The sequence below is a fragment of the Methylobacterium aquaticum genome (assembly GCF_001043915.1).
Taxonomy (GTDB): domain Bacteria; phylum Pseudomonadota; class Alphaproteobacteria; order Rhizobiales; family Beijerinckiaceae; genus Methylobacterium; species Methylobacterium aquaticum.
Genome location: NZ_LABX01000112.1, coordinates 38,604 through 60,639, shown reverse-complemented (window position 1 = coordinate 60,639; position 22,036 = coordinate 38,604). Strand labels below are relative to the sequence as shown.

Sequence of the window (22,036 nt, the reverse complement as noted above, 5' to 3'; positions counted from 1 at the left end):
GGTGATGAGCGGCACGATGCAACTCGCGGTGGAGGGCGTGGCGGCCGGACCGGCGCCGGTTCACGCGCTGACGCCCGAGGTCTTTCCCAGCCTCGCGGCGGCCGAGGCGCCCTGGCGCGCCCTCGAGACGGCGCCCGGCGTGGTGATGACGCCCTATCAGCGCTTCGACTGGGTGGCGGCCTGTGCCGGCATCCTGCCGGCGGGGGCCCGCCCCTGCCCGGTCCTGCTGCGCGATCCGGCCGGGCGTCCGCAGGCGCTGCTGCCGCTCTTCGTCCACCGCGAGGCCGGCATCCGGGTCGGCCGGGTGATCGGCGGCCGGCACGCGAACTACCACATGCCGCTCTTCGCCGGGCCGGAGGCGATGGCCTTGGCCCCCGACGCCTATACCGCGGCCCTGCGCCGCGCCGGCGCCCGAGCCGGGATCGACGTGATCCACCTGCCCGACCAGCCCCGGCTGTGGAACGGTCTGCCGAACCCGCTGGCGCAGGGCTCCGCCTCGCCGAGCGACGCCTACGGCCTGGCCCTGGAGGCCGATCCCGACGCCGTGCTCAAGCGCGTCTTGAGCGGCGACGCGCGGCGCAAGCTGCGCCAGAAGGAGAAGTGGCTGGTCGCGGCGCATGGGCCGGTCGCACACCGGGTCGCGGCCGACCAAGCCGAGGGCGAGGCGATCCTGTCCGCCTATCTCGCCCAGAAGGCGGTGCGCTTCGCCCAGGCCGGGATCGCCGATCCCTTCGCCGATCCGGCGGCGCGGGCCTTCCTCCGGGACGCGCACCGGGCCGGCGCCCTGGAGTTGCATGCGCTGCGGACGGAGGACGGGCGCATCCTCGCCACCTTCGTGGGCGCCGTCGACGCGACGCGGTTCAGCGGCATGCTGACGTCGTTCGATCCCGACCCGTCGCTCGCCCGCTTCAGCCCCGGCGACCTGCTGCTCCAGGCCCTGATCCGCGATCAGGCCCTGCGCGGCCGCACCGCCTTCGATCTCGGCGTCGGCGAGGCGCGCTACAAGGCGAGCGTGTGCGACGAGACCATCGCCCTCGTCGACGCGGTGATCCCCGTGAGCCTGCGCGGCCGGGCCTACGGGGCTGTCACCGAGGCGGGCGCGCGCCTGAAGCGCCGGATCAAGCGCGATCCGCGGCTCTGGGCCCTGGTCGGACGGGTGCGCAAGGCGATGGCGCGGTCGTCGGCGTGACGGCGGGAGCATCGCCGGCTCCCTTGAGCGATCCGTCCTGCCGATCGGTGCCGGGGCGCTCGGCGACGCTCGGGACGACCGGGAGGGTCGGACCGGGCCGTCATCCCTCGACGCAGGCCGTCTCCGCCTCGCTCAACGCCCCGTCCATCTGCGCCGCCAGGTCGAAGAACCGCCGCCTCACCTCGGCCGCGTAGGGATTGGCGCGCTCGATGGCATGGTAGACCTCCGGTGCGTCGTGCCGGACCATGCCGACCGCCTGCATCACCAGGTCGAAACTGCGGGTCGTCATCCGGGTCGGCAGCGGTTCCATCGCCACCAGCACCTTGGCGATCAGGTGCGTCAGGCCCTGCACCGCCGCCGCCTCGCGATCATGCGCCTCCGGCGTGGTCAGGATCACCGTGAGGCCGAAAGCCCGCCGCAGGAAGGCGCCCACCCGCCGGGCGCGGCCGCCCCGCACCGGACAGACCGCGATCTTGAGGCCATGCAAGCCGTCGCGGGCGCTCTGCGGCCCGAACAGCGGATGGGTGGCGACGATGTCCACCCCCGGCGGCAGGCCGGCCCGCATGATCCGCGCCGGCTCCACCTTCACCGAGCCGACATCGAGGACGAGGGCGCCCGGGCACAGATGCGGGCCGATGTCGCGAACGAGCGCGGCGAGGGTCGCGACGGGCGTCGCCAGGATCACCACCGGACAGGCGGCGGCCTCGGCGAGGCCGCACGGCGCGAAGCCGGCCTCCGCGAAGGCGGTGTCGGATACGAACGGGTCGTGGATGCGGAGCGAGACGAGCGGCGCCAGATGCGTGGCGACGAGGCGGCCGAAGGCGCCGAAGCCGATCAGGCCAAGGGCGGGGAGCGGGACGGGAGAGGGCGGCACGGGAGACCTCGGGGTGGAGCGAGGTCGGCGGGCCCTGTGATCGTTGAGCCTCAACCGCCGACACGTCGCAGCGGTTGAGAGATGACGAGCACTCCGCCGCTAGGTGAGCGGCGCGTAATACAGTCCGGTCGGGAGGGTGCTGGTCATGGCGGGGCGTGTACGCCGGTCAGGCGGGCGGCGTCAACCGCAACCCGTGGATCAGAACTCGATGCCCTCCTGCGCCTTCACCCCGGCGGCGAAGTGGTGCTTGATCTGGCCCATCTCGGTCACGAGGTCGGCGGCGGCGATCAGCTCGGGCTTGGCGTTGCGGCCAGTCACCACGACGTGCAGGTCCGGCCGGCGCCGGCTCAAGCCCTCCACCACCTCCGCCAGCGGCAGGTAGTCGTAGCGAAGCGCGATGTTGAGTTCGTCGAGGATCAGGAGCCGGATCGTCGGATCGGCCATCAGCGCCTCGGTCTGCGCCCAGGCGGCACGCGCCGCCGCCACGTCGCGGTCGCGGTCCTGGGTCTCCCAGGTGAAGCCCTCTCCCATCGTGTGCCAGGCGACCTGATCGCCGAACCGCTCGAGGGCGAAACGCTCGCCGGTCTCCCAGGCGCCCTTGATGTACTGCACCACCCCGACCCGCCAGCCGCGGCCGAGGGCCCGCAGCATCAGCCCGAAGGCAGCGGTCGACTTGCCCTTGCCGGGGCCGGTATGGACGATGAGCAGGCCCTTCTCGATGGTCTTGCCCGCCACCTCGGCGTCCTGCACCGCCTTGCGCTTCTCCATCTTGGCGCGGTGGCGCGCCGCCTCGTCGTCGCTCATGCGTGGTCTCCCTTGAGGATCATCGGCAGGCCCGCCACCACCAGCACGACCCGGTCGGCCAGGGCCGCCAGGCGCTGATGCAGCCGGCCGGCCTCGTCGCGGAACCGGCGGGCGAGCGCGTTCTCCGGCACGATCCCGAACCCGACCTCGTTCGAGACCAGCACCAGCGGCCCGGCCGCCGCCCGGCAGGATTCCAGCAGCGCGTCGGTCGCCGCCGGGAGATCCGCCGCCTCGTCCAGCATCACGTTGGTGAGCCACAGGGTCAGGCAATCGACCAGGACCGGCCGGCCGGGCGGCGCCCGCCGGATCACCGCCGGCAGGTCCCGCGGCGCATCCGCCGTCACCCAGGGCGGAGGCCGGCGGGCGCGGTGCTGCGCGATGCGCTCGCGCATCTCGTCGTCCCATCCTTGCGCCGTCGCGACGTAGAGCCAGGGCCCCGGCTGCGCCTCGATCAGCCCTTCGGCGTAGCGGCTCTTGCCCGAGCGGGCGCCCCCCAGCACCAGGGTCAGGCGCGGGACACGGCAGGTCGAATCCGGCACTCGGGTCTCCTTGGCGGAAATCTCGGCGCTGGAGGTGTCGCGGCAGCCCGCGCCGATTGCAAGCCCGTCCCCGACCCGTTAGGGTCGCCGCGACGGTGCCTTGGGAACGAGGTGAAAAGGGAACGCGGAAACCGGGCTCATCCCGGCGGGCCGCGGCTGCCCCCGCAACTGTGAGCGGTCGAACACGGTCCGCCATCGGCCACTGGAGCGATCCGGGAAGGCGGTGGACCGGCACGAGGCCGCGAGCCAGGAGACCTGCCGTCACCCTTTCTCTCTCGACGCCGCCGGTGGGGCGGCAGGAGTTCGTCATGGTCGCGATCACCCGGTCCCTCTCCCCCGCCCTCGTCGGCGAGCGCCTGAGCGCTGTCCTCCTCGCCGCGACCCTCGGCGTCGGGCTGCTGTTCGTCTCCGGCTTCGCGCCCGTTGTCGCCCTGCACAACGCCGCGCACGACTGGCGCCACTCCGCCAACTTCCCCTGCCACTGACCAGGGCCGAATCCATCCGGGCCGCGCGGCCTGCGCCCTGACCGGGCGCGGGCCCGCGGCCCGTTGGTCGTGCAGGTGACATCCCCAAGTGATCGCAGAATGACGAAACGTCTGCTCGCCGCGGCCCTGGTCGCCGGCTTCCTGGCCGCATGCGTGGCCTCCGCGCTGCAATTCGCCCTCACCTCGCCGCTGATCCTGGCGGCGGAGAAGTACGAGACGGCCGAGGCGATCGCGCCCACCCACCACGCTTTCGCCAACCCGCTGATCGTGCTGGCTCATGCGGGCCACGACCCTGGCGGCGAGCCGCAATGGCAGCCGGCGCCCGGCCTGCCGCGCCTCGCCTTCACGGCGCTCGCCACCCTGGTGAGCGGCGTCGGCTACGCGCTGCTGCTCGGGGCCGTCCTGGTCGCGGCCGGGCGCGAGGTGACGCCCTCCGAGGCGCTCAAATTCGGCATCGGCGGCTTCCTCGCCGCGAGCCTCGCCCCGGCGGTCGGGCTGCCGCCGGAACTGCCCGGCATCGCCGCCGCGGCGCTCGAATCGCGCCAGCTCTGGTGGGTGGCGACCGCGACGGCCACGGCCGCCGGCCTCTACCTGGTGGCGATCCGCCGCGGGCCGGTGGCGATCGGTCTCGGCCTCGTGCTCATCGCCGCGCCGCATGTCTGGGGCGCCCCGCACGGGCCCGAAGACATCTCGGCGATGCCGCCGGTCTATGCGGCACAGTTCGCCGCCCGGTCGCTGGCGATCGGCTTCGCCTTCTGGGCGGTGCTCGGCCTCGCCTTCGGCTGGGCCTGGGGGGCTGTCGCGGGACCGAACGGCGTGACCCGCCGGAGCGAGGTCGCCGCGTGAGCGAGCCCCTCCCCTCCGATCCCTGCACCCTCTACGTCTGCACCACCTGCCGCGATGCCGCCGATCCGGCGGAGGGTCCGCGCGCCGGGGCTCGCCTGCACGACGCGCTGGCTCAGGCGCTCGCGGCACGCCCGGGGCTTCCGGTCCGGATCGAGCCGGTGGAATGCCTCTCGGTCTGCAAGCGCCCCTGCACGGTGGCGGTCGCGAGCCCCGGCCGCTGGACCTACGTCTACGGCGACCTCGACCCGGCGATCTCCGCCGACGTCATCCTCGACGGCATCGGCCTCTATGCCGGGACCCCGGACGGCATCGTGCCCTGGCGCGAGCGTCCGCAGGAGTTCCGCAAGGGGGTCGTCGCCCGCATCCCTCCCGCGCCGGTAACCGCATGACCCTCCTGAACAAGATCCCCTGCACCATCGTCACGGGCTTCCTCGGCGCCGGCAAGACGACGCTGGTGCGCCATGCGATCGAGCACAATGACGGAAGGCGGCTCGCCATCATCGTCAACGAATTCGGCGATGTCGGCTTCGACGGGTCGCTGCTCGCCGAATGCGGCATCCCGGGCTGCGACGCCGACGCGGTGGTCGAATTGCCGAATGGCTGCATCTGCTGCACCGTCGCCGACGATTTCGTGCCGGCGCTCAACAGGCTTCTCGACCGGCCGGAGCCGCCGGAGCACATCCTGATCGAGACCTCCGGCCTCGCCCTGCCGAAGCCCCTGGTCCAGGCGTTCAACTGGCCGGCGATCCGCTCGCGGGTCACCGTCGACGGCGTGGTGGCGGTGGTGGACGGACCGGCGGTGGCGTCGGGCGCCTTCGCGGACGATCCCGAGGCGCTCGCCGCCCAGCGCGCCGCCGATGCCAGCGTCGATCACGAGAACCCGCTGGAAGAGGTGTTCGAGGACCAGCTCCTCTGCGCCGACCTCGTGGTGATGAACAAGTCGGATCTCCTCGACGAGGGCGAGCGGGCGCGGGTCCGCGCCGAGGTCGAGGCGCACCTGCCGCGGGCGGTCAAGCTCGTCGAGACCGCCCACGGCGCCCTCGATCCCCGCGTCCTGCTCGGCCTCAACGCCGCCGCCGAGGACGACCTCGCCTCCCGTCCGTCGCACCATGAGACGGAAGAGGATCACGATCACGACGATTTCGAGAGCGTCGCGCTTCCCGTGACGGCGGCGGGCTCGCCCGAGGACCTCGCCGCCCGGGTTGCCAAGGCCGCCGAGGTGGCGGGCGTGCTGCGGATCAAGGGCTTCTGCGCCGTCGCCGACAAGCCGATGCGCCTCGTCGTCCAGGGCGTCGGCCGCCGCGTCGCCCACCATTACGACCGTCCCTGGCGTCCGGGCGAGCACCGGGACGGGACGCTGGTGGTGATCGGGCTCACCGGATTCGACAAGGACGCGGTGGCGGCGGCGTTGAAGGGCTGAGATCTCCAGTCCGGTCGGTTCGCGAGCATTCCCTCTCTCCGCGGGCGGGGAGAGGAGAGGCTCGCGCTCTGCTTTCAAGTCTGGGCGGCTGAGGCCATATCATCGGCATCGTTTCGGTCCTGAACACAGAAACCTCAAGCCCGGGAGGGCATCGCATGTCGGAGCCCGCGCCGCGGCGCTGGAGCGTGCAGGAGTTCTTCGCCTGGCAGGAGCGCCAGGACGAGCGCTCCGAGCTGGTCGGCGGGGTGCCGCTCCGGATGATGGCGGGTGCCCGCAATGTCCATGGCGATATCGACCTGCCGGAACTCGGCATGAGCCTGGCGCTGGCGGACGCCTATGACGGCGTCGCCTTCCCGGCCCGGCCCCGCCTCGTCTCGGGGGCCTGACGGCCGATGCATCTCCTGCGCATCGATACTGTCTCTCTCGACGAGGGCGAGGCGGCGGTCGATCTGGGCCAGACGCCCGGCGACATCGTGGCCCTGTCCTTCACCGATTCCGACCTCGCCGGCCTCAGCCACGCCTATGCGTCGCTCACCGGCGAGTGGCCGAGCCTGCGGCTCGCCAAGATGGCGCAACTGCGCCACCCGCTCTCGGTCGACCTCTATGCCGATGCCGTGATCGCCCGGGCCCGCTTCGTGCTGGTGCGCTGCCTCGGCGGGCTCGATTACTGGCGCTACGGGCTCGAGCGGCTGGCCGAGACCTGCCGGGCGAACGGCATACCCCTGGCCGTGCTGCCGGGATGCGACCGGCCGGATCCCCGCCTCGCCGCCATCTCGACGGTGGCGCCGGACCTCCGCGACGCCCTCGACGGTTATGTCCGGGCCGGCGGGCCCGAGAACTTGCGCCGGCTCCTCACCCGGATCGCCGCCGAGCTGGGCCATCCGGTCCGGCCCGAGCCGCCCCGGACCCTGCCGCGGGGCTTTGCCTGGTGCCCGGGCTGCGGCCCCCTCGACACGATGGCCACCGCCTCGCCGCTGCCCCGCGCCCTGGTGGTGGTCTACCGCTCGGCGATCCTCGGTGGCGACACCGCGCCGGCCACCGCCCTCGCGGCGGCCCTGTGGGAGCGTGGCCTCGCTCCCACCATCGTGGCCGTCGCCAGCCTCAAGGATCCGCAAGCCGTGTCGGTGGTGCGCGAGGCCGTCGCCCGCCAGCGTCCGGCCGTGATCGTCGCCACGACTGCCTTCTCGGCCCGCGACGATGCCGGATTCGTCCTCGACGCCGCCGATTGCCCGGTGATCCAGGCGTTCACGGTGGGGTCGAGCCGGGCGGCCTGGGCCGCCTCGGGGCGGGGCCTCGGCGCCGCCGACCTCGCCATGCAGGTGGCGCTGCCGGAATTCGACGGCCGGCTCGCCGGCTTCCCGGTCTCCCACAAGGAGGAGGCGCCGGAGGCCGAGGGGTTCCGCGAGCGGCGGGCGGTGCCGGATTTCGCCGGGATCGCCGCCACTGCCGACCGGGCCGCCGCCTGGGCCCGCCTCGCCGCCACGCCACGGTCGGAGCGCCGCCTCGCTTTGGTCCTGTCCGATTACCCGGCCCGGGGCGGCCGGGCCGGCTTCGCCGTCGGGCTCGACACCCCGGCGAGCACGACGGCCATCCTCGCCCTCCTGGCCGCCGAGGGCTACGCGGTGTCGGAGATCCCGCCGCCGGACGCTCTGATGCGCCGGCTCACCGAGGAGGCCCCGACCCTCGCCGTGCCGCTCGCGGCCTACGAGGCGTGGCGCGCCCGCCTGCCGGAGGCGGCCCGCGCCGCGCTTCTCGCCGAGTGGGGCGAGCCCTCCGACGATCCGGCCGTCACGGACGGCGCCTTCCGGTTCCGGGCCGTCCAGGCGGGCCGCGTGGTCGTGGCGCTCCAGCCGGATCGCGGCCACAAGGGCGATCGCAAGGCCGGCTATCACGACCCCGACGCGGTGCCGTGCCACGCCTTCCTCGCCTTCCACCTGGCGCTTCGCGAGGAATGCGACGCCCTGATCCATCTCGGGACCCACGGCACCACCGAATGGCTGCCCGGCAAGGCGGTGGCGCTCTCGCCCGTCTGCTGGCCGGCCCTCGCCGTCGGCGCCCTGCCGGTGGTCTATCCGTTCATCGTCGACGATCCCGGTGAGGCGGCGCCGGCCAAGCGCCGGATCGGCGCGGTCACGATCGGGCACCTGCCGCCGGAAACCGCCGCCGCCGGCCTCGACCCGGAGGCCGCGACCCTGCGCGAGCTGGTGGAGGAGTATTCCGCCGCCACGGTGCTGGACCCGCGCCGGGCGGCCCTCATCGCTCGCGGCATCCTGGAGCGGGCCGAGGATGCCGGCCTCCTCGCCGCCGCCGGGATCGACCGCGCCACGCCGATGCCGGAGGCGCTCGCCGCCCTCGACGCGCATCTGTGCGACCTCGCCGAGGTGACGATGCGCGACGGGCTGCACGTCTTCGGCGTGAGCCCGGCGGTTCATCCCGCATGCGGCCCGGCGGAGCGTGCGGGGCTATTGGCCGCCCTCGATGGCCGCTTCGTGGCCCCGGGCCCCGCCGGCTCGCCGGCCCGCGGCCGGGCCGACGTGCTGCCGACGGGGCGCAATCTCGCCACCCTCGATCCCCGGTCCCTGCCGACCCGGGCCGCCGTCATGCTCGGCGAGACGGCCGCCGCGGAGGTGGTGCGCCGCTACCTCCAGGACGAGGGCGAGTATCCGGCCCGTCTCGTCATGGATCTCTGGGCCTCGCCGACCCTGCGCACCGGGGGCGAGGACGTGGCGCAGGCGCTGGCGCTGATGGGCGTGCGCCCGACCTGGGACCACGCCTCGACCCGGGTGACCGGCTTCGAGGTGCTGCCGCTCGCGCTCCTCGACCGGCCGCGGATCGACGTGACGGTCCGGGTCTCCGGCGCCTTTCGCGACACCTTCCCGGAGACGCTGGCGCTGCTCGACCGCGCCGCTCGGGCGGTCGCCTCCCGCGAGGAGGAGGATGCCGAGAACCCGCTGGCCGCCGCCCGCCGCCGCGGCGAGGCGCCGGCGCGGGTGTTCGGGGCGGCTCCCGGCCGTTACGGCGCCGGCACCGCCTCCCTCGCCCTCGACGGCGACTGGATCGGCCGCGGCGACCTCGCCCGGGCTTATCTCGACGCGACCGCGGAGGTGACGGGGGCCGACGACGCCGATTTCGCCGCCCGGGTCGCGGCGGCGGATGCCTATCTCCATGCCTTCGACGTCGCCGAGCGCGACCTTCTCGACGGTGACGCCGCCGCCGAGGCGATGGGAGGTTTTTCCGCCGCCGCCGAATCCCTCGGCGCGGCGCCCTTGCTCTATAGCCTCGATACCAGCCGCCCGGAGGCGCCCCGGGCCCGCACCGCCCGCGAGGACGTCGCCCGGCTGGTGCGCGGCCGCCTCGCCCATCCGCGCTGGATCGCCGCGCAGCTCCGCCACGGCTGGCGCGGCGCGCAGGAACTGGCGCAGGGGCTCGATGCGGTGTTCGTCCTCGCCGCCGCCACCGACGCGGTGCCGGCCGCCGAGATCGACCGGCTCTACGACGCCTATCTGGGCGATGCGGCGGTGTGTGAGGCGATCGAAGCGGCCAATCCCGGCGTCGCCCAGGCTTTGCGCGACCGTTTCTCGGCCTTGCGCGACCGTGGCCTGTGGCGCAGCCGGCGCAACTCGCTCGCCGCCCTCGCATCCCGCGAGGCCGCCGAATGACCCACGCTCCCGTGAACCCGGCGCCCGTGAACCCGGCACCTCGTCGGGGCTGGTGCCCGGGTCTCGCCCGGCCGATGCCGACCGGCGACGGCCTCCTCGTGCGCCTCCATCCGGTCGCAGGGCTTCTCACCGCGACCCAGGCGCGCGCCGCGGCGCAGGCAGCGCGGGAGGGCGGCAACGGCCTCCTCGACGTGACGGCGCGGGGCAACCTCCAGATCCGCGGCGTGACGGCGGAGAGCCACGGGCGGGTCGTCGCGACCTTCGCTGAAGCGGGCCTGGGTGACCTGCGCCACGATGGCGGGCCGCAGCGGCTGACGCTGAGCGCGCCGCTCGCGGGGGGGGATTGCCTCACGGTCGTCGCCGCGGTCGAGGCGATCGGCCGCGAGGTAACCGGGCTGCCGGCGAAGACGCTTGTGGCGGTGGAGGACGAAGGCGGCGGGCTCGGGCCGGTCGAGGCGGATGTTTGGGTGCGGGTCACCTCACGCTCATCCGGCGTCGATGAAGCCCGCGGGAGAGGAGATCCCGCGCGTCTTTCTGGAACCGACGCTGTCCTGGGAAGCCGTTTCGACATGAAGGTGAGCGCGCCGCTCGCGCTCCAACTCGCCGTCGCAACCCCGTCTGGCCCGCTCTGGCTCGCGCCGACCCCCGCCGCCGCGGCGCTCGCCGCCCTGCGCACCCTCCTCGCCGGCCTCGCCGCCTCCGGCGCCCGCCGCATGCGCGCCCTCCCCGCTTCGCAGCGCGACGCCCTTCTCGCCGGGCTCAGCCTCGGCGACGCGCCTGCGTCGAGCATCGCCCTCCCGGCCGGCCGGCACGGCCGCACCCTCGTCGCCGAGCTGCCCTTCGGCCGCTGCGATGCCGCTCTCCTCGACGACCTCGCCGGCTGGAGCGAGGCCCATGGCGAGGGCCACCTCGCCCTCACGCCGGGCCGGGGCATCGCCCTGACGGCTCGGGACGACGCAACCGCCGGCATCCTGCGCGACGAAGCCGCCTTCGCCGGCCTGATCGTCGATCCCGCCGACCCGCGCCGGGCGGTCGCCGCCTGCCCGGGCGCGCCGGCCTGCGCCTCCGGCGGGACGCCGGCGCAAGGCCATGCGCCGCGCCTCGCTGCCGCCTTCGCACATCTGGCCCGGCGCGGCGCCACCGCCCACGTCTCCGGCTGCCCGAAGGGCTGCGCCCATCCCGGCCCGGCCGCCCTCACCCTGGTCGGACACCCGGATGGTCGCTACGGGGTGGTGCCGGACGGCAACGCCGGCACAGACTCGGACCTTCTCCTGACTTTCGGCGCCGTGCTGGAGCGGCTAGAGAGCGTTCGAGTCCCCTCCGATCTGAGAGACGCATTCCGGGAGCCCGCATGAACCCGCGCCTCGACTATATCCGCGACGGCGCCGCCATCTACGCGCGCTCCTTCGCGATGATCCGTGCCGAATCCGATCTCGCGCGCTTCCGCGGCGCCGCCGAGCGGGTGGCGGTGCGGATGATCCATGCCTGCGGCATGACCGACCTGCCCGCCGACATCGACCTGTCGCCGGACTTCGCCGAGGCGGCCGAGAGCGCGCTCCGCCGCGGCGCCCCGATCCTGTGCGACGCCCGCATGGTCGCCGACGGCGTCACCCGGGCGCGGCTGCCGGCCGGCAACGACGTGGTCTGCACCCTGTCCGATCCCCGGGTGCCAGAGCTGGCAAAGACCCTCGACACCACCCGCACCGCCGCCGCGATGGAATTGTGGCGCGACCGCCTCGCCGGATCGGTCGTAGCCGTCGGCAATGCGCCGACCGCCCTGTTCCGCCTGCTCGAGATGCTGGACGAGGGCGTGGCGCCGCCGGCCGCGGTGATCGGCGTGCCGGTCGGCTTCGTCGGCGCGGCCGAATCGAAGGACGCGCTCGCGGCGGATGGGCGGGTGCCGTTCCTGGTGGTGCGCGGCCGGCGCGGCGGCAGCGCGATGGCGGCCGCGGCCGTCAACGCGCTCGCCAGCGAGGCCGAGTGATGGACGGCGCGTCCGCGTTTATCGCCTCGGCGCCGGCCGAGAGCCCGGCCGCCCCGAAGGCGGCGGTCACCGGCACGCTCTACGGCGTCGGGATGGGGCCGGGCGACCCGGATTACCTCACCGTGCGGGCGGTGCGGGTGCTGGAGCGCGCCCACCACCTCGTGCATTTCTGCAAGGCCGGCAAGCGCGGCAATGCCCGCACCATCGCCGACGCGGTGGTGCGGGACGCGGCCCGCGAATGGCCTTTGCCCTACCCCTACACCACCGAACTGCACCCCGAGGATCCGACCTACGTGACGGCGCTCGCCGCCTTCTATGACGAGGCGGCGGTGCGCCTCGCCGAGGTGCTGGGGGCCGGCCGCGACGTGGCGATCCTGTCGGAGGGCGATCCATTCTTCTACGGCTCCTTCATGCATCTGTGGCGCCGCCTGAAGGACCGGTTCCCGGTCGAGGTGGTGCCGGGCGTCACCGGCATGTCGGGCTGCTGGACCCGGGCCAACACCCCGATCACCTGGGGCGACGACGTCCTGACCGTGCTCCCCGCCACCCTGCCCCACGCGACGCTCGTCGCGCGGCTGAGCGCCACCGATGCCGCCGTGGTGATGAAGCTCGGCCGCCATCTGCCGAAGGTGCGAGCCGCGCTGACCGAGGCCGGGCTGATCGGCCGGGCGGTCTATGTCGAGCGCGGCACGATGGCGGGCGAGACCGTGACGCTCCTCGCCGAGAAGCCGGACGACCAGGCGCCCTATTTCTCGATGGTGCTGGTGCCGGGCGAGGGCCGCCGGCCGTGAGCGGCTCCGTCACGGTGATCGGCCTCGGGCCCGGCGACCCGCGCTACCTCACGCCGGCCGCCGCGGAGGCGCTCGACACGGCCGAGGACCTGATCGGTTACCTCCCTTATGTCGCCCGGGTGCCGGAGCGGCCGGGACTCGTGCGCCACGCCAGTGACAACCGGGTCGAGGTCGACCGCGCCCGCCACGCCCTGGAACTCGCCGCCTCCGGCCGGCGGGTCGCGGTGGTCTCGGGCGGGGATCCCGGCGTCTTCGCCATGGCGGCGGCCCTGTTCGAGGCGCTGGAGGCGGGCGACCCGGCCTGGCGGTCGCTTCCCATCACGGTCGAGCCCGGCATCACCGCGATGCTGGCCGCCGCCGCCCGGGTGGGCGCCCCGCTGGGTGGCGATTTCTGCGCCATCTCCCTGTCGGACAACCTGAAGCCCTGGGACGTCATCACCGCCCGGCTCAAGGCCGTGCTGGCGGCCGATCTCGTCGTGGCGCTCTACAACCCGATCTCCCGGGCCCGGCCCTGGCAGCTCGGCGCGGCGCTCGCGCTCGCCGCCGAGCACCGTGCCCCCGGGACGCCGGTGATCCTTGCCCGCGCCGTCGGCCGGCCCGACGAGGCGATCCGCATCCTGCCTCTTGCCGAGGCGCGCGAGGCGGAGGCCGACATGGCGACCCTGGTGATGATCGGGGCGAGCGCCACCCGGCTGATCCCGCGGGAGGGTGAGGCGCCCTTCGTCTACACCCCGCGGTCCGTCGCCCGATGAGCCTCCAGCCAGGCCAGGGCGTCGCGGGCATGCGCCACCCGGGGCACGTCCGGCAGCACGGGCTGCCGCACGATCACCACCGGCACGGAGAGCGCGCGTGCCGCCGCGATCTTGCCGTAGGTCGCCGCCCCGCCGGAATTCTTGGTCACCAGGAGCTCGACGCCGTGGCGGCGCATCAACGCATCCTCGTCCGCCGCCCCGAAGGGGCCGCGGGCCTCGATCGCCGTCACGTCGAGCCCCGGCAGCGCGGCGCCGACCGGCTCGATCGTGCGGACCAGGTAGCGGTGCTGCGGCGCCGCCGCGAAGGCGGCGAGTTCGAGCCGGCCGACCGTCAGGAAGACCCGGCGCGGCCTGTCGCCCAAGGCCGGCACGGCCTCCGCCATGCTGTCGACCTCGCGCCAGTCGTCGCCGGGCTCCCGCGCCCAGGCCGGGCGCCGGACCGCGAGGAGCGGCACGCCGGCGTCGCGGCTCGCCAGCGCGGCGTTGCGGGAGATGACCCGGGCGAAGGGATGGGTGGCGTCGATCAGCGCCGCGATCCCGTGGTCTCGGAGATAGGCGGCGAGCCCTGCCGCGCCGCCGAAGCCGCCGATGCGGGTGCGCGCCGGGAGCGCCTGCGGCGCCGCCGTGCGCCCGGCGAGCGACAGGGTGACGTCGAAATCGGGCCGTTCGGCAAGCAGACGGACGAGGCTCGCCGCCTCGGTGGTGCCGCCCAGGAGGAGGATGCGCATGGCCGCCTTCTCGCCTGAGGCTCTGCCCGTGTCGAGCGCGGCCGTGTCCTCTGCGGTTCCCTGGCTGTTCATCGTCGGCATCGGTGAGGACGGACGAGCCGGGCTCTCGCCCGCCGCGGCCGCGGCCGTCGACGATGCCGGGCTGGTGATCGGCGGGCGCCGCCACCTGGAACTCGCCGCGCCGCTATCCGCCGAGACCCTGGCCTGGCCGAGCCCACTCTCGGACGCCTACCCGGCGATCCTCGCCCGGCGCGGCCAGCCGACCTGCATCCTCGCCACCGGCGACCCGTTCCATTACGGCGTCGGCGCCGAGCTGGCCCGGCTGGTGCCGGCGGAGGAGATCGCCGCCTTTCCGCACGCCTCGGCCTTCAGCCTCGCGGCGGCCCGGCTCGGCTGGCCGCTCGCCGAGGTCGGGTGCCTGACCCTGCACGGACGGGCCCTGGAGCGGGTCGTCCCGCATCTCCAGCCCGGGGCCCGGCTCCTGATCCTGTCCTGGGACGGATCGACGCCTGACACGCTCGCGGCGCTGCTCACCAGACGCGGCTTCCCGCGCTCGCGCCTCACCGTGCTGGAGGCGATGGGCGGTCCCCGCGAGCGACGCCGCAGCGCCCTGGCAGAGAATTTCTCGGAGAGCGGGATCGACCCGCTCAACACGGTGGCGGTCGAGGTCGTGGCCGAGCCCGACGCCCGGGTGATCCCGCTCGCGCCTGGCCTCGACGATGCCTGGTTCGAGAATGACGGCCAGCTCACCAAGGCCGAGATCCGCGCCGTCACCCTGGCGGCCCTGCGTCCCCGCCTCGGCCAGCTCCTGTGGGATGTCGGTGCCGGCTCCGGCTCGGTCAGTATCGAGTGGTGCCTGCGCCATCCGGCCAACCGCGCGGTGGCGTTCGAGGCCCGGGAGGAGCGCGCCGCCCGCATCCGCCGCAATGCGCAGGCTCTCGGCGTGCCCGACCTGCGGGTCGTCGTCGGCCGGGCGCCCGCGAGCCTTGCCGGCCTGCCGGCGCCGGATGCCGCCTTCCTGGGCGGCGGCGTCTCCGATCCGACCGTCGTCGCCACGGTGCTGGAAGCCCTGCCGCACGGCGGGCGCCTCGTCGCCAACGCGGTGACCCTGGAGAGCGAGGCTCTGCTGCTGCGGCTCCACTCCGAGCAGGGCGGCAGCTTGCGGCGCCTCTCGGTCGCCCGGGCCGAGCCGGTCGGCCACCTCACCGGCTGGCGCCCGGCGATGCCGGTGACGCAATGGGCGCTGACGAAGCCGTGACGGTCGCGATCATCCAGGCGCGGGTCCCGGGCGCGCCCCCGCCGCCGTCTGTCCTGCCCGGCTCCGCCGGCGCGCCCGCCACCGCGGCGCCCCGCGCCCTCGTCGCCGGCATCGGCTTTCGCCATGCCACCTCCGCCGCGGAGATCCTCGGATTGGTGGCGGAGGGCCTGCGCCAGACGGACCTGGCCTCTGCGCACCTCGCGGCGCTCGCCACCGCCGCCGACCGCGCGCGCGATCCGGCGATCCGCGACGCCGCTCACACCCTCGGGGTGCCGCTGGTCGCCGTCGGGGTCGACGCCCTGCGCGAGGCCGGGCGGCGCGTCGTCACCCGCTCGGTCCGCATCGAGGCCCTGCGCGGCGTCGGATCGCTGGCCGAGGCGGCGGCGCTCGCGGCGGCCGGGCCGGAGGGCCGCCTCGTCCTGCCCCGCATCGCCTCTGCGGGCGCCACCTGCGCGCTCGCCGCCAGCGGAGACGCCCTGTCGTCATGATCCACTTCATCGGCGCCGGTCCGGGTGCGGCCGACCTCATCACGGTGCGCGGCCGCGACCTGATCGCCCGCTGCCCGGTCTGCCTCCATGCCGGGTCGCTGGTGGCGCCGGAAATCCTGTCCTGGTGCCCGCCCGGGGCCAGGATCGTCGACACCGCGCCGCTCTCCCTCGACGCGATCATCGCCGAGATGGCGGCAGCCGATGCGGCCGGCCAGGAGGTGGCGCGGCTGCATTCCGGCGACCTCTCGATCTGGAGCGCGGTGGCCGAGCAGACCCGCCGCCTCGACCGCCTCGGCATTCCCTACGACCTCACCCCCGGCGTCCCCTCCTTCGCGGCGGCCGCGTCGGTGCTCGGGCGCGAATTGACGGTGCCGGAGGTGGCGCAATCGGTGGTGCTCACCCGCACCAGCGGCCGGGCCTCGTCCATGCCCGACACGGAGCGCCTCGCCGCCTTCGCGGCGACCCGGGCGACGCTGGCCATCCACCTGTCGATCCACGTCATCGACGCGGTGGTGGCCGAGCTGGTCCCGCATTACGGCCCGGACTGCCCGGCCGCCGTGGTCTTCCGCGCCACCTGGCCGGACGAGCGGGTGCTGCGCGGGACCCTGTCCGACCTCGCCGCGCAGGTCGGCGCGGCCGGGCTGGAGCGCACGGCGCTGATCCTGGTCGGCCCGGCGCTCGCGGCGACGGAGTTCCGCGAGAGCGCGCTCTACGCGGCGGATTACGACCGGCGGTTCCGGCCGGGCTCCGGGTCATGATCGTCCGGGCGCGGCGGGAGATGCGGGCCCGTGCTCGGGGCGGGCCTTGGCAGCCGCCGCGCCGAGGCGGTCCGTACCTCGTGTTGCAACGCAATCGTGGGCTGCCGTAAGCAGGAGCGGACCGTAAGGGAACCGTTTCGCGATGATCGACCTCCGCCTCCGCCGCAGCGTGCTCTACATGCCGGGTTCCAACCTGCGCGCCCTCGAGAAGGCGCGCAGCCTCGCGGCCGACGCTCTGATCCTCGATCTCGAGGATGCGGTCGCCCCCGATGCCAAGGAGGTGGCGCGGGAACAGGTCTGCGCCGCGGTCCGCCAGGGCGGCTACGGCGACCGCGAGCTGATTATTCGCGTCAATGCGCCCCAGACTCCATGGGGCGAGGCCGATCTGCGCGCCGCGATCGAGGCCGAGCCCGACGCGATCCTGATGCCCAAGGTCTCCTCCCCGGCGGTGCTGGAGAACATCGCCGACCGGCTCGAAGCCCTTGACGCGCCGCCCGGCATCAAGATCTGGGCGATGATCGAGACCCCGGCGGCCATCCTCAACATCCAGGCGATCGCCGCGGCCAAGCGCAACCCGGGTACCCGGCTCGCCTGCTTCGTGCTCGGCACCAACGATCTCGCCAAGGACACCTGGACGCAGATCGTGCCCGGCCGGGCCCCGATGATGCCCTGGCTGATGACGGCCCTCGCCGGGGCCCGCTCGGAGGGACTGACCATCCTCGACGGCGTCTACAACAACTTCTCCGACCTCGACGGCTGCCGCCAGGAATGCGAGCAGGCCCGCATCCTCGGCTTCGACGGCAAGACGCTGATCCATCCGAGCCAGGTGGCGCTGGCAAACACCGCCTTCGCACCGACCGAGGACGAGGTCGCGGTGGCCCGCACGGTGATCGAGGTCTATGAGCGGCCCGAGAACGCCAAGCGCGGCGCGATCCAGATCAACGGCCGCATGTTCGAGCGCCAGCACATTCCGATGGCCCGCCGCTCCGTCGCCTGGGCCGAGGCGATCGCCGCCAAGGGGCAGTGAACCGGTCCGTCGCGCAGAGCGGGCCCGGACGAATCATCCGGGCTTGACGCCCGGGTGGTTGCAGCGCACAAATTGCTAAGGAAATATGAACGCGTGGTCACCGGGACTGCCCGCGGATCCGCGTCATCCTGCGGCCCGGCCCTTGGTCGGGTGCAGACTTGGCGTCACGTCGTTGGTCGGCGCCGCTCCTTCGACACCCCGTTGGAGATGTCCCATGCGTTGCGCGCCCCCCGCCTTCGAGACCATCTTCCGCATCCCGGGCGAGCACCGGCTGGAAAGTGCCGGCATGCTCGGCCGCGGCGGCCGCGTGTTCGGGATCTGCTGGTTCCACCAGGAATATGACCGGCTCGACCGTCTGGTGGCGCGCTACGAGACCTATGACGAGGTCGGGTCGGACGGCGCGCCGCGCTGCGGCTGGCGCCGTTACGACGAGGCGGGCCGCCTCACCCTCGGCCACGAGGTCGGGATGCGCTGGGCCGCCCTGGTGGAGCGCCTGTCGCGCCGCGAGGCCGAAACGGCGCTCCAGCATCCGCGCGAGCAGGAGATGGAACTGGTTCCGGCCTAAGCAGATTTCGCCGAAGCGGTCACCGATTCGGCGGCAAGAATCTGCGATCATACAAGAGCCTAAGCGGTCGAAGCGTTGGCCTGCCAACACAAGTCTGCTCAGAGGCTTTGGTGGTCTGTTCGAACAGAATGGACGATCAAACGGTCATTGTCGGCCAGAGCCACCCGTTCGCCGGATCAACCGGTGACGGGGTGATGATCTGGTATCTCTCGCTCTGCTGAAGACGAGCTTGGTTCGACAGGTCTGTCTTGTTGCTCAGCGCGCCGTTTTCTTGGCGGGCTCGGCGGTAGCCGGCGCGATGCTGCCGGTCTGGGTCACCTTGTCCCGCGCCTGATCGAGACGCCGGTTCAGGGAGGCGAGGTCGCGCTGGGTCGCGGCGAGCTGCGCCTTGGCCTTGTCGCGGGTCGCGCCGAGCTGGGCGATCTCGTCCCGCGTCGCGGCGATCTTGGCCTGGCGGTCGCGCAGCTCGGCCTCGACGTCCTGGAACTGCTTGAAGCGCGCGGCGAGCGTGTCGCGCTGGCCCTCGACCTCCGCCAATTGGGTCTGAAGCGCCGCTTTGCCCGACGACGAGACGGCATAAGCGCCCCAGCCCGACACAGTGCCGAGGCCGAGGATGCCAGCCGCGACGGCGGCGGGGTGGGGGCGGAACCACAGGGCACGCATCGGCAGTCCTCGTCAGATACTCGTAGGGCCACCGCAGCGGCCGAGGATGTCCCAAACCCGGGAACACGATTGCCTGTCAGTATGACGATTTTTCGTTAACGCCGCCTTGCCGCGATTCGCCGCCGAAAACCTTAACGTCTCGTGACATGCTGCGCCAAAGAGGACGAGTTGCCCTTTCCGAAGTCTTGACGTGAGATTGTGAGACCTCGATTGTTGGATCGATACCGCCGATATCGAGAGGGGTCTCGTCGAGACGGATGCTGTGCGTCCGCTTCCGGCGCGGGAATCCGGGCGCTGGTGACGATCGCCGACACTCCCGGTCGGGGAGGCCTGGGCAGAGGCAGTGACCCCTATCGAGCCGGACGTCCCGAGGATCGGCGATGCGATCGCGCCGCTCCACCAGACGCGGATAGGGCCGCCCGGGCGGCCTGCAAAGTCACCTCGCGCACGACCCGTTGACTCGCGCGTTGCGTTGCAGCATCGTATTTGCTGCGTCGCACAATTCGTCACGGGCGGCGCGCTGCGACGAGCCAGAGGGCACGCCATGACCACCACCCAGAAGTCCTTCGAGATCCCGACCGAGATGCGCGACTTTGCCGAGAAGGGCGTGCAGAACGCCCGCTCGGCGTTCGGCACCTTCCTGGGCACCGCCCGCAAACTCGCCGAGACCGTGCAGTCCTCGACCCAGACCTCGCAGACCGGCATGGGCACGGCCGTGGCCCGCGGCTTCGATTACACCGAGCAGCACGCCTCCGCGACCTTCGACCTCGCCGAGAAGCTGGTGCGGACCCGCGACGTCAAGGAGGCGCTGGCGCTTCAGAGCGAGTACATGCGCAACCAGATGAGCACGCTCCAGAGCCAGGCGAAGGAATTCGCTGCCCTGTCCGAGACGATCAAGGCCGACCTGAACAAGGCCCAGGCCAAAGCCTGACATCGCGGCCCGAGACCGGCCGGGACCTGAGCCCGTCGGGGTGACGATCGGTCTCGCATGGCGCCAGTGAGGACGGGCGCGCCGGCCGGTAGCCGGCACGGCCCGGCTTCCCGCCGATGGCGTCCGGCCGGGAGATGAGCCCGGCGGCGTGTCGCTTGCGCGCTGCCGATGGCCGCGCGGACTCGTCCGCGCCGACCTGCCGGTGCCCCGGACGAGCCTGCCGGCGCTCCGGCTCCGCGCGTCCGCCCCCGCATCGGGTGAGGGCGGCCGCCTGCCGGGTGACGCGCCAGGGACGCGGGACCCGCTACTCCGAGGAGGCCGAGCCATGACCACGACGCGCCGCAGCGACAAGCCCCGCAAGCCGCCCCGACGCCCCGCCGTCCGGACGGCGGCGCGGGCGGACGATCCTTCAAAATCGAGCGACACCACGTCGAGCGAGATCATGTCAGACGAGACGATGGCCACCGACTCGCCCATGACCGACTCACCCATGCAAGAGAGCGATATGCCACAGACCTCCATGGCAGAGGCTCCGAGCGAGCTGGGTCAGACCGGCACCGAGTATGCCGGCGCTGCACCGACAGCCTTCGGCGGGACCGAAGGGCCCGCGTCGCAGAACTTCGGGCAGAACTTCGAGGGGCAGAACTACGAAGGACAGAACTTCGGAGGGCAGAACTTCGAGGGACAGAACTACGAAGGGCAGACCTTCGGAGGGCAAAACTTCGAGGGACAGACCTTCGTGAGCGAGCCGTCGTGGTCAGACGCTTCTCCGGTGGAGGCGCCCGTGGGTCACGAGCCGGTTGCCTTCGAGCCGGTCGCAGAGGCGTCCATGGTCGAAGCCGCTGCTTTCGGGAGCAATCAGGCCCCGATCGACACGTCGGACTTCCAGGATCACGCGATTCCTGCCACCGCCGAGCCGGCCGCGGATGAGACTCCCGCGCAGACCGAGCCGGAGCAGCCCGACCCCACGGGCTCGCAGGAGATGCCTCTCGCCGCCATGCAGGGCTTCATCGAGATCAACGGACGGCTCGTGGCGTTCCTTCAAGGCGAGAGCCAGGCCGCCCTCGCGTTCTGGAAGGCCGCCCTCGCGGTCCGTTCGCCAAGCGCCCTCGCGCAGCTTCAGGCCGCCGAGGTCAGCCGGGCCGTCGATGCGGCGCTCGCGTGCTGGACGGACCTCGCCCGCCGGATGGGGCGCCTGCCGACCTTCGCGCCGTCCCGCGCCGCCTGACGGGTCCGGGCCGGCGCTCACGGGTGCCGGCCCACCTCCGGTGGAGAGGCGTGGCGCAACTCCGCCGACATCAATGGCCCGCGATGCGGACGCATCGATTCGACGTCGAGCGCCATCGAGATCGACCGGGCCAATGATCTCTCTCGAATTTTCGATGCCGAGCCCAAGTTCTGGCGAAAATCCGAGGACAGAACCAAAGGTCGTGTTCTAGCGGCCGTTGGGATAATTTCGTTGTTTTGCATCATTCGTGTCGCCGAACCGGCGACGTCTTCGGCACCGGCCGACATGGCCGGCGGAGTGATGCTGAACGATTTTGCAAAACGCAAAGGAGACCGGGATGTTGGACGCTTGGTACGCGACCGCGATGCTCGCCATGGAATCCCAGAAGGTCATCGAACTGCGCATGGTCAAGCTCGCCTGGGGCGGGCTTGCCGGTCAGGTCGAGGCGCAGCGGATGGTCAACGAGAAGATCGGCGCCGCCCTCGAGGCGACCAGCACCCTCCTCGGCGGCGGCACGCCGGAAGCGGTGATCGACCGTTACCGGGAGCACGTCCGCAACAACGTCGAGCGCCTCTCGGCGCCGATCAATTGATCTCGCAGAAGCCCGCACCCGAGCCGAACAGCCGTCCCGAGCACCGGGGCCGCGCCTTCACCGGCGCGACCTCCCCCGGACCCGGGACGGCCTGACCCGCCGTCGCCGGCGCGGCGCGGCCGGTGGTGCCGGTGACCATCGGCTCCGGCCCACCGGCATCGGCCGCCGCAACACGCAGCCGCAGGTCTTCCGCCTTGCCCGTATGGGCCTTGTCGGTGTGAACCGTACCCGTGCGACCCGCCGCGGCAACGGCCCGGCTCGCGACCATGGCGGCGAGGAAACCGCCGCGCCCGCCCCGCGCCTCCGCCGGTGCCGCGGCGGCCAGGATGCCGAGTGCCACCAGCCCGGCCGTCAGACCCGCACGCATTGCCGTCTCTCCCCGCCGCCGCACGATGCAGCCGGCTTGCGAGACCCACAATCGCCTGCCGGCGTTAATCCGGCGTCGCGACCGATCG

At 73.1% G+C, this 22,036-nt stretch carries 25 protein-coding genes and 1 riboswitch; of the genes, 19 read left to right on the top strand and 6 right to left on the bottom strand.

The features are described 5' to 3' along the window. Positions 1-4 precede the first annotated feature (4 nt). Positions 5-1,189 carry a GNAT family N-acetyltransferase gene (locus VP06_RS15370; RefSeq protein WP_082167412.1) on the top strand — a complete coding sequence of 395 codons (1,185 nt, stop codon included), beginning with the start codon at positions 5-7 and terminating at the stop codon, positions 1,187-1,189. A gap of 100 nt (positions 1,190-1,289) precedes the next feature. Here the strand turns inward: VP06_RS15370 and VP06_RS15365 are convergent, their stop codons facing one another. From VP06_RS15365 to cobU, 3 genes are all read right to left on the bottom strand, one after another. Then, complete coding sequence (locus VP06_RS15365; RefSeq protein WP_048464650.1) at positions 1,290-2,063, bottom strand: prephenate dehydrogenase/arogenate dehydrogenase family protein; 774 nt, start codon at positions 2,061-2,063, stop codon at positions 1,290-1,292. 198 nt (positions 2,064-2,261) lie between these two features. Continuing rightward, positions 2,262-2,867: a cob(I)yrinic acid a,c-diamide adenosyltransferase gene (cobO, locus tag VP06_RS15360; protein ID WP_048464649.1), complete on the bottom strand. Its 606-nt coding sequence runs from the start codon at positions 2,865-2,867 to the stop codon at positions 2,262-2,264. After that, positions 2,864-3,376 (bottom strand): bifunctional adenosylcobinamide kinase/adenosylcobinamide-phosphate guanylyltransferase, encoded by a 513-nt coding sequence (gene cobU, locus VP06_RS15355; RefSeq protein ID WP_048464664.1) that lies wholly within the window; start codon positions 3,374-3,376, stop codon positions 2,864-2,866. The genes cobO and cobU overlap by 4 nt, the downstream gene beginning before the upstream one ends. A 106-nt stretch (positions 3,377-3,482) precedes the next feature. Continuing rightward, positions 3,483-3,683, top strand: a riboswitch (cobalamin riboswitch). A gap of 31 nt (positions 3,684-3,714) precedes the next feature. On the opposite strand from cobU, the gene VP06_RS15350 reads away from it, so the two are divergent. From VP06_RS15350 to cobJ, 10 genes are all read left to right on the top strand, one after another. Next, complete coding sequence (locus VP06_RS15350; protein WP_048425720.1) at positions 3,715-3,891, top strand: CbtB domain-containing protein; 177 nt, start codon at positions 3,715-3,717, stop codon at positions 3,889-3,891. 99 nt (positions 3,892-3,990) lie between these two features. After that, complete coding sequence (locus VP06_RS15345; RefSeq protein WP_048464648.1) at positions 3,991-4,737, top strand: CbtA family protein; 747 nt, start codon at positions 3,991-3,993, stop codon at positions 4,735-4,737. After that, positions 4,734-5,126: a DUF1636 family protein gene (locus tag VP06_RS15340; RefSeq protein WP_048464647.1), complete on the top strand. Its 393-nt coding sequence runs from the start codon at positions 4,734-4,736 to the stop codon at positions 5,124-5,126. The genes VP06_RS15345 and VP06_RS15340 overlap by 4 nt, the downstream gene beginning before the upstream one ends. After that, entirely contained in the window at positions 5,123-6,157 is a 1,035-nt protein-coding gene (gene cobW, locus VP06_RS15335; protein WP_048464646.1) for a cobalamin biosynthesis protein CobW, read from the top strand. The genes VP06_RS15340 and cobW overlap by 4 nt, the downstream gene beginning before the upstream one ends. A gap of 155 nt (positions 6,158-6,312) precedes the next feature. Then, the gene (locus tag VP06_RS15330) at positions 6,313-6,543 is read left to right on the top strand and encodes a PDDEXK family nuclease (protein WP_048464645.1); all 231 of its coding nucleotides are present in this window, start codon (positions 6,313-6,315) and stop codon (positions 6,541-6,543) included. Positions 6,544-6,549: 6 nt separating this feature from the next. Next, positions 6,550-9,816 carry a cobaltochelatase subunit CobN gene (gene cobN / locus VP06_RS15325; RefSeq protein ID WP_048464644.1) on the top strand — a complete coding sequence of 1,089 codons (3,267 nt, stop codon included), beginning with the start codon at positions 6,550-6,552 and terminating at the stop codon, positions 9,814-9,816. Further along, a complete protein-coding gene (locus VP06_RS15320) occupies positions 9,813-11,171 on the top strand; it encodes a hypothetical protein (protein ID WP_048464643.1) in 1,359 nt (452 codons plus the stop codon). The genes cobN and VP06_RS15320 overlap by 4 nt, the downstream gene beginning before the upstream one ends. Further along, positions 11,168-11,800, top strand: a complete 633-nt coding sequence (locus VP06_RS15315) for a precorrin-8X methylmutase (RefSeq protein WP_048464642.1) — start codon at positions 11,168-11,170, stop codon at positions 11,798-11,800. Before VP06_RS15320 ends, VP06_RS15315 begins: the two co-directional genes overlap by 4 nt. Then, positions 11,800-12,591 (top strand): precorrin-2 C(20)-methyltransferase, encoded by a 792-nt coding sequence (locus tag VP06_RS15310; RefSeq protein WP_048464641.1) that lies wholly within the window; start codon positions 11,800-11,802, stop codon positions 12,589-12,591. Before VP06_RS15315 ends, VP06_RS15310 begins: the two co-directional genes overlap by 1 nt. Continuing rightward, on the top strand, positions 12,588-13,343 hold the full coding sequence (gene cobJ / locus VP06_RS15305) for a precorrin-3B C(17)-methyltransferase (RefSeq protein WP_048464640.1): 756 nt from the start codon (positions 12,588-12,590) through the stop codon (positions 13,341-13,343). Before VP06_RS15310 ends, cobJ begins: the two co-directional genes overlap by 4 nt. On the opposite strand, the gene VP06_RS15300 is transcribed toward cobJ, so the two are convergent. After that, positions 13,316-14,071: a cobalt-precorrin-6A reductase gene (locus VP06_RS15300; RefSeq protein WP_082167411.1), complete on the bottom strand. Its 756-nt coding sequence runs from the start codon at positions 14,069-14,071 to the stop codon at positions 13,316-13,318. The genes cobJ and VP06_RS15300 overlap by 28 nt on opposite strands. On the opposite strand from VP06_RS15300, the gene VP06_RS15295 reads away from it, so the two are divergent. The 5 genes from VP06_RS15295 (at position 14,070) to VP06_RS15275 (ending at position 18,167) form a co-directional block, all read left to right on the top strand. After that, positions 14,070-15,329, top strand: a complete 1,260-nt coding sequence (locus VP06_RS15295; protein ID WP_048464638.1) for a bifunctional cobalt-precorrin-7 (C(5))-methyltransferase/cobalt-precorrin-6B (C(15))-methyltransferase — start codon at positions 14,070-14,072, stop codon at positions 15,327-15,329. The genes VP06_RS15300 and VP06_RS15295 overlap by 2 nt on opposite strands. Continuing rightward, complete coding sequence (locus tag VP06_RS15290) at positions 15,308-15,817, top strand: cobalamin biosynthesis protein (RefSeq protein ID WP_082167410.1); 510 nt, start codon at positions 15,308-15,310, stop codon at positions 15,815-15,817. Before VP06_RS15295 ends, VP06_RS15290 begins: the two co-directional genes overlap by 22 nt. Beyond that, positions 15,814-16,575, top strand: coding sequence for a precorrin-4 C(11)-methyltransferase (gene cobM, locus VP06_RS15285; RefSeq protein WP_048464637.1), 762 nt, complete (start codon positions 15,814-15,816; stop codon positions 16,573-16,575). Before VP06_RS15290 ends, cobM begins: the two co-directional genes overlap by 4 nt. 142 nt (positions 16,576-16,717) lie before the next feature. After that, positions 16,718-17,602: an HpcH/HpaI aldolase/citrate lyase family protein gene (locus VP06_RS15280; RefSeq protein ID WP_048464636.1), complete on the top strand. Its 885-nt coding sequence runs from the start codon at positions 16,718-16,720 to the stop codon at positions 17,600-17,602. Between the two features lie 214 nt (positions 17,603-17,816). Further along, a complete protein-coding gene (locus VP06_RS15275) occupies positions 17,817-18,167 on the top strand; it encodes a hypothetical protein (protein WP_048464635.1) in 351 nt (116 codons plus the stop codon). A 255-nt stretch (positions 18,168-18,422) separates the two neighbouring features. Here the strand turns inward: VP06_RS15275 and VP06_RS15270 are convergent, their stop codons facing one another. Next, complete coding sequence (locus VP06_RS15270) at positions 18,423-18,830, bottom strand: hypothetical protein (protein ID WP_048464634.1); 408 nt, start codon at positions 18,828-18,830, stop codon at positions 18,423-18,425. Between the two features lie 544 nt (positions 18,831-19,374). Here VP06_RS15270 and VP06_RS15265 point away from each other — a divergent pair. From VP06_RS15265 to VP06_RS15255, 3 genes are all read left to right on the top strand, one after another. Beyond that, the gene (locus VP06_RS15265) at positions 19,375-19,761 is read left to right on the top strand and encodes a phasin (RefSeq protein WP_048464633.1); all 387 of its coding nucleotides are present in this window, start codon (positions 19,375-19,377) and stop codon (positions 19,759-19,761) included. 414 nt (positions 19,762-20,175) lie between these two features. After that, positions 20,176-20,691, top strand: a complete 516-nt coding sequence (locus tag VP06_RS39005; protein WP_082167413.1) for a pentapeptide repeat-containing protein — start codon at positions 20,176-20,178, stop codon at positions 20,689-20,691. A gap of 635 nt (positions 20,692-21,326) precedes the next feature. Further along, positions 21,327-21,581: a hypothetical protein gene (locus tag VP06_RS15255; protein ID WP_048464631.1), complete on the top strand. Its 255-nt coding sequence runs from the start codon at positions 21,327-21,329 to the stop codon at positions 21,579-21,581. Here the strand turns inward: VP06_RS15255 and VP06_RS15250 are convergent. Beyond that, complete coding sequence (locus tag VP06_RS15250) at positions 21,574-21,948, bottom strand: hypothetical protein (protein WP_048464630.1); 375 nt, start codon at positions 21,946-21,948, stop codon at positions 21,574-21,576. The genes VP06_RS15255 and VP06_RS15250 overlap by 8 nt on opposite strands. Between the last annotated feature and the right edge of the window lie 88 nt (positions 21,949-22,036).

Coding starts and splice junctions, on each gene's coding strand:
- VP06_RS15280 (WP_048464636.1), top strand. CDS start 16,718: ATGATCGACCTCCGCCTCCGCCGCAGCGTGCTCTACATGCCGGGTTCC.
- cobN (WP_048464644.1), top strand. CDS start 6,550: ATGCATCTCCTGCGCATCGATACTGTCTCTCTCGACGAGGGCGAGGCG.
- VP06_RS15275 (WP_048464635.1), top strand. CDS start 17,817: ATGCGTTGCGCGCCCCCCGCCTTCGAGACCATCTTCCGCATCCCGGGC.
- VP06_RS15295 (WP_048464638.1), top strand. CDS start 14,070: ATGGCCGCCTTCTCGCCTGAGGCTCTGCCCGTGTCGAGCGCGGCCGTG.
- cobO (WP_048464649.1), bottom strand. CDS start 2,867: ATGAGCGACGACGAGGCGGCGCGCCACCGCGCCAAGATGGAGAAGCGC.
- VP06_RS15320 (WP_048464643.1), top strand. CDS start 9,813: ATGACCCACGCTCCCGTGAACCCGGCGCCCGTGAACCCGGCACCTCGT.
- VP06_RS15265 (WP_048464633.1), top strand. CDS start 19,375: ATGACCACCACCCAGAAGTCCTTCGAGATCCCGACCGAGATGCGCGAC.
- VP06_RS15370 (WP_082167412.1), top strand. CDS start 5: ATGAGCGGCACGATGCAACTCGCGGTGGAGGGCGTGGCGGCCGGACCG.
- VP06_RS15270 (WP_048464634.1), bottom strand. CDS start 18,830: ATGCGTGCCCTGTGGTTCCGCCCCCACCCCGCCGCCGTCGCGGCTGGC.
- VP06_RS15290 (WP_082167410.1), top strand. CDS start 15,308: ATGGGCGCTGACGAAGCCGTGACGGTCGCGATCATCCAGGCGCGGGTC.
- VP06_RS15310 (WP_048464641.1), top strand. CDS start 11,800: ATGGACGGCGCGTCCGCGTTTATCGCCTCGGCGCCGGCCGAGAGCCCG.
- VP06_RS15315 (WP_048464642.1), top strand. CDS start 11,168: ATGAACCCGCGCCTCGACTATATCCGCGACGGCGCCGCCATCTACGCG.
- VP06_RS15350 (WP_048425720.1), top strand. CDS start 3,715: ATGGTCGCGATCACCCGGTCCCTCTCCCCCGCCCTCGTCGGCGAGCGC.
- VP06_RS15330 (WP_048464645.1), top strand. CDS start 6,313: ATGTCGGAGCCCGCGCCGCGGCGCTGGAGCGTGCAGGAGTTCTTCGCC.
- cobW (WP_048464646.1), top strand. CDS start 5,123: ATGACCCTCCTGAACAAGATCCCCTGCACCATCGTCACGGGCTTCCTC.
- VP06_RS15300 (WP_082167411.1), bottom strand. CDS start 14,071: ATGCGCATCCTCCTCCTGGGCGGCACCACCGAGGCGGCGAGCCTCGTC.
- VP06_RS15250 (WP_048464630.1), bottom strand. CDS start 21,948: ATGCGTGCGGGTCTGACGGCCGGGCTGGTGGCACTCGGCATCCTGGCC.
- VP06_RS15345 (WP_048464648.1), top strand. CDS start 3,991: ATGACGAAACGTCTGCTCGCCGCGGCCCTGGTCGCCGGCTTCCTGGCC.
- cobM (WP_048464637.1), top strand. CDS start 15,814: ATGATCCACTTCATCGGCGCCGGTCCGGGTGCGGCCGACCTCATCACG.
- VP06_RS15255 (WP_048464631.1), top strand. CDS start 21,327: ATGTTGGACGCTTGGTACGCGACCGCGATGCTCGCCATGGAATCCCAG.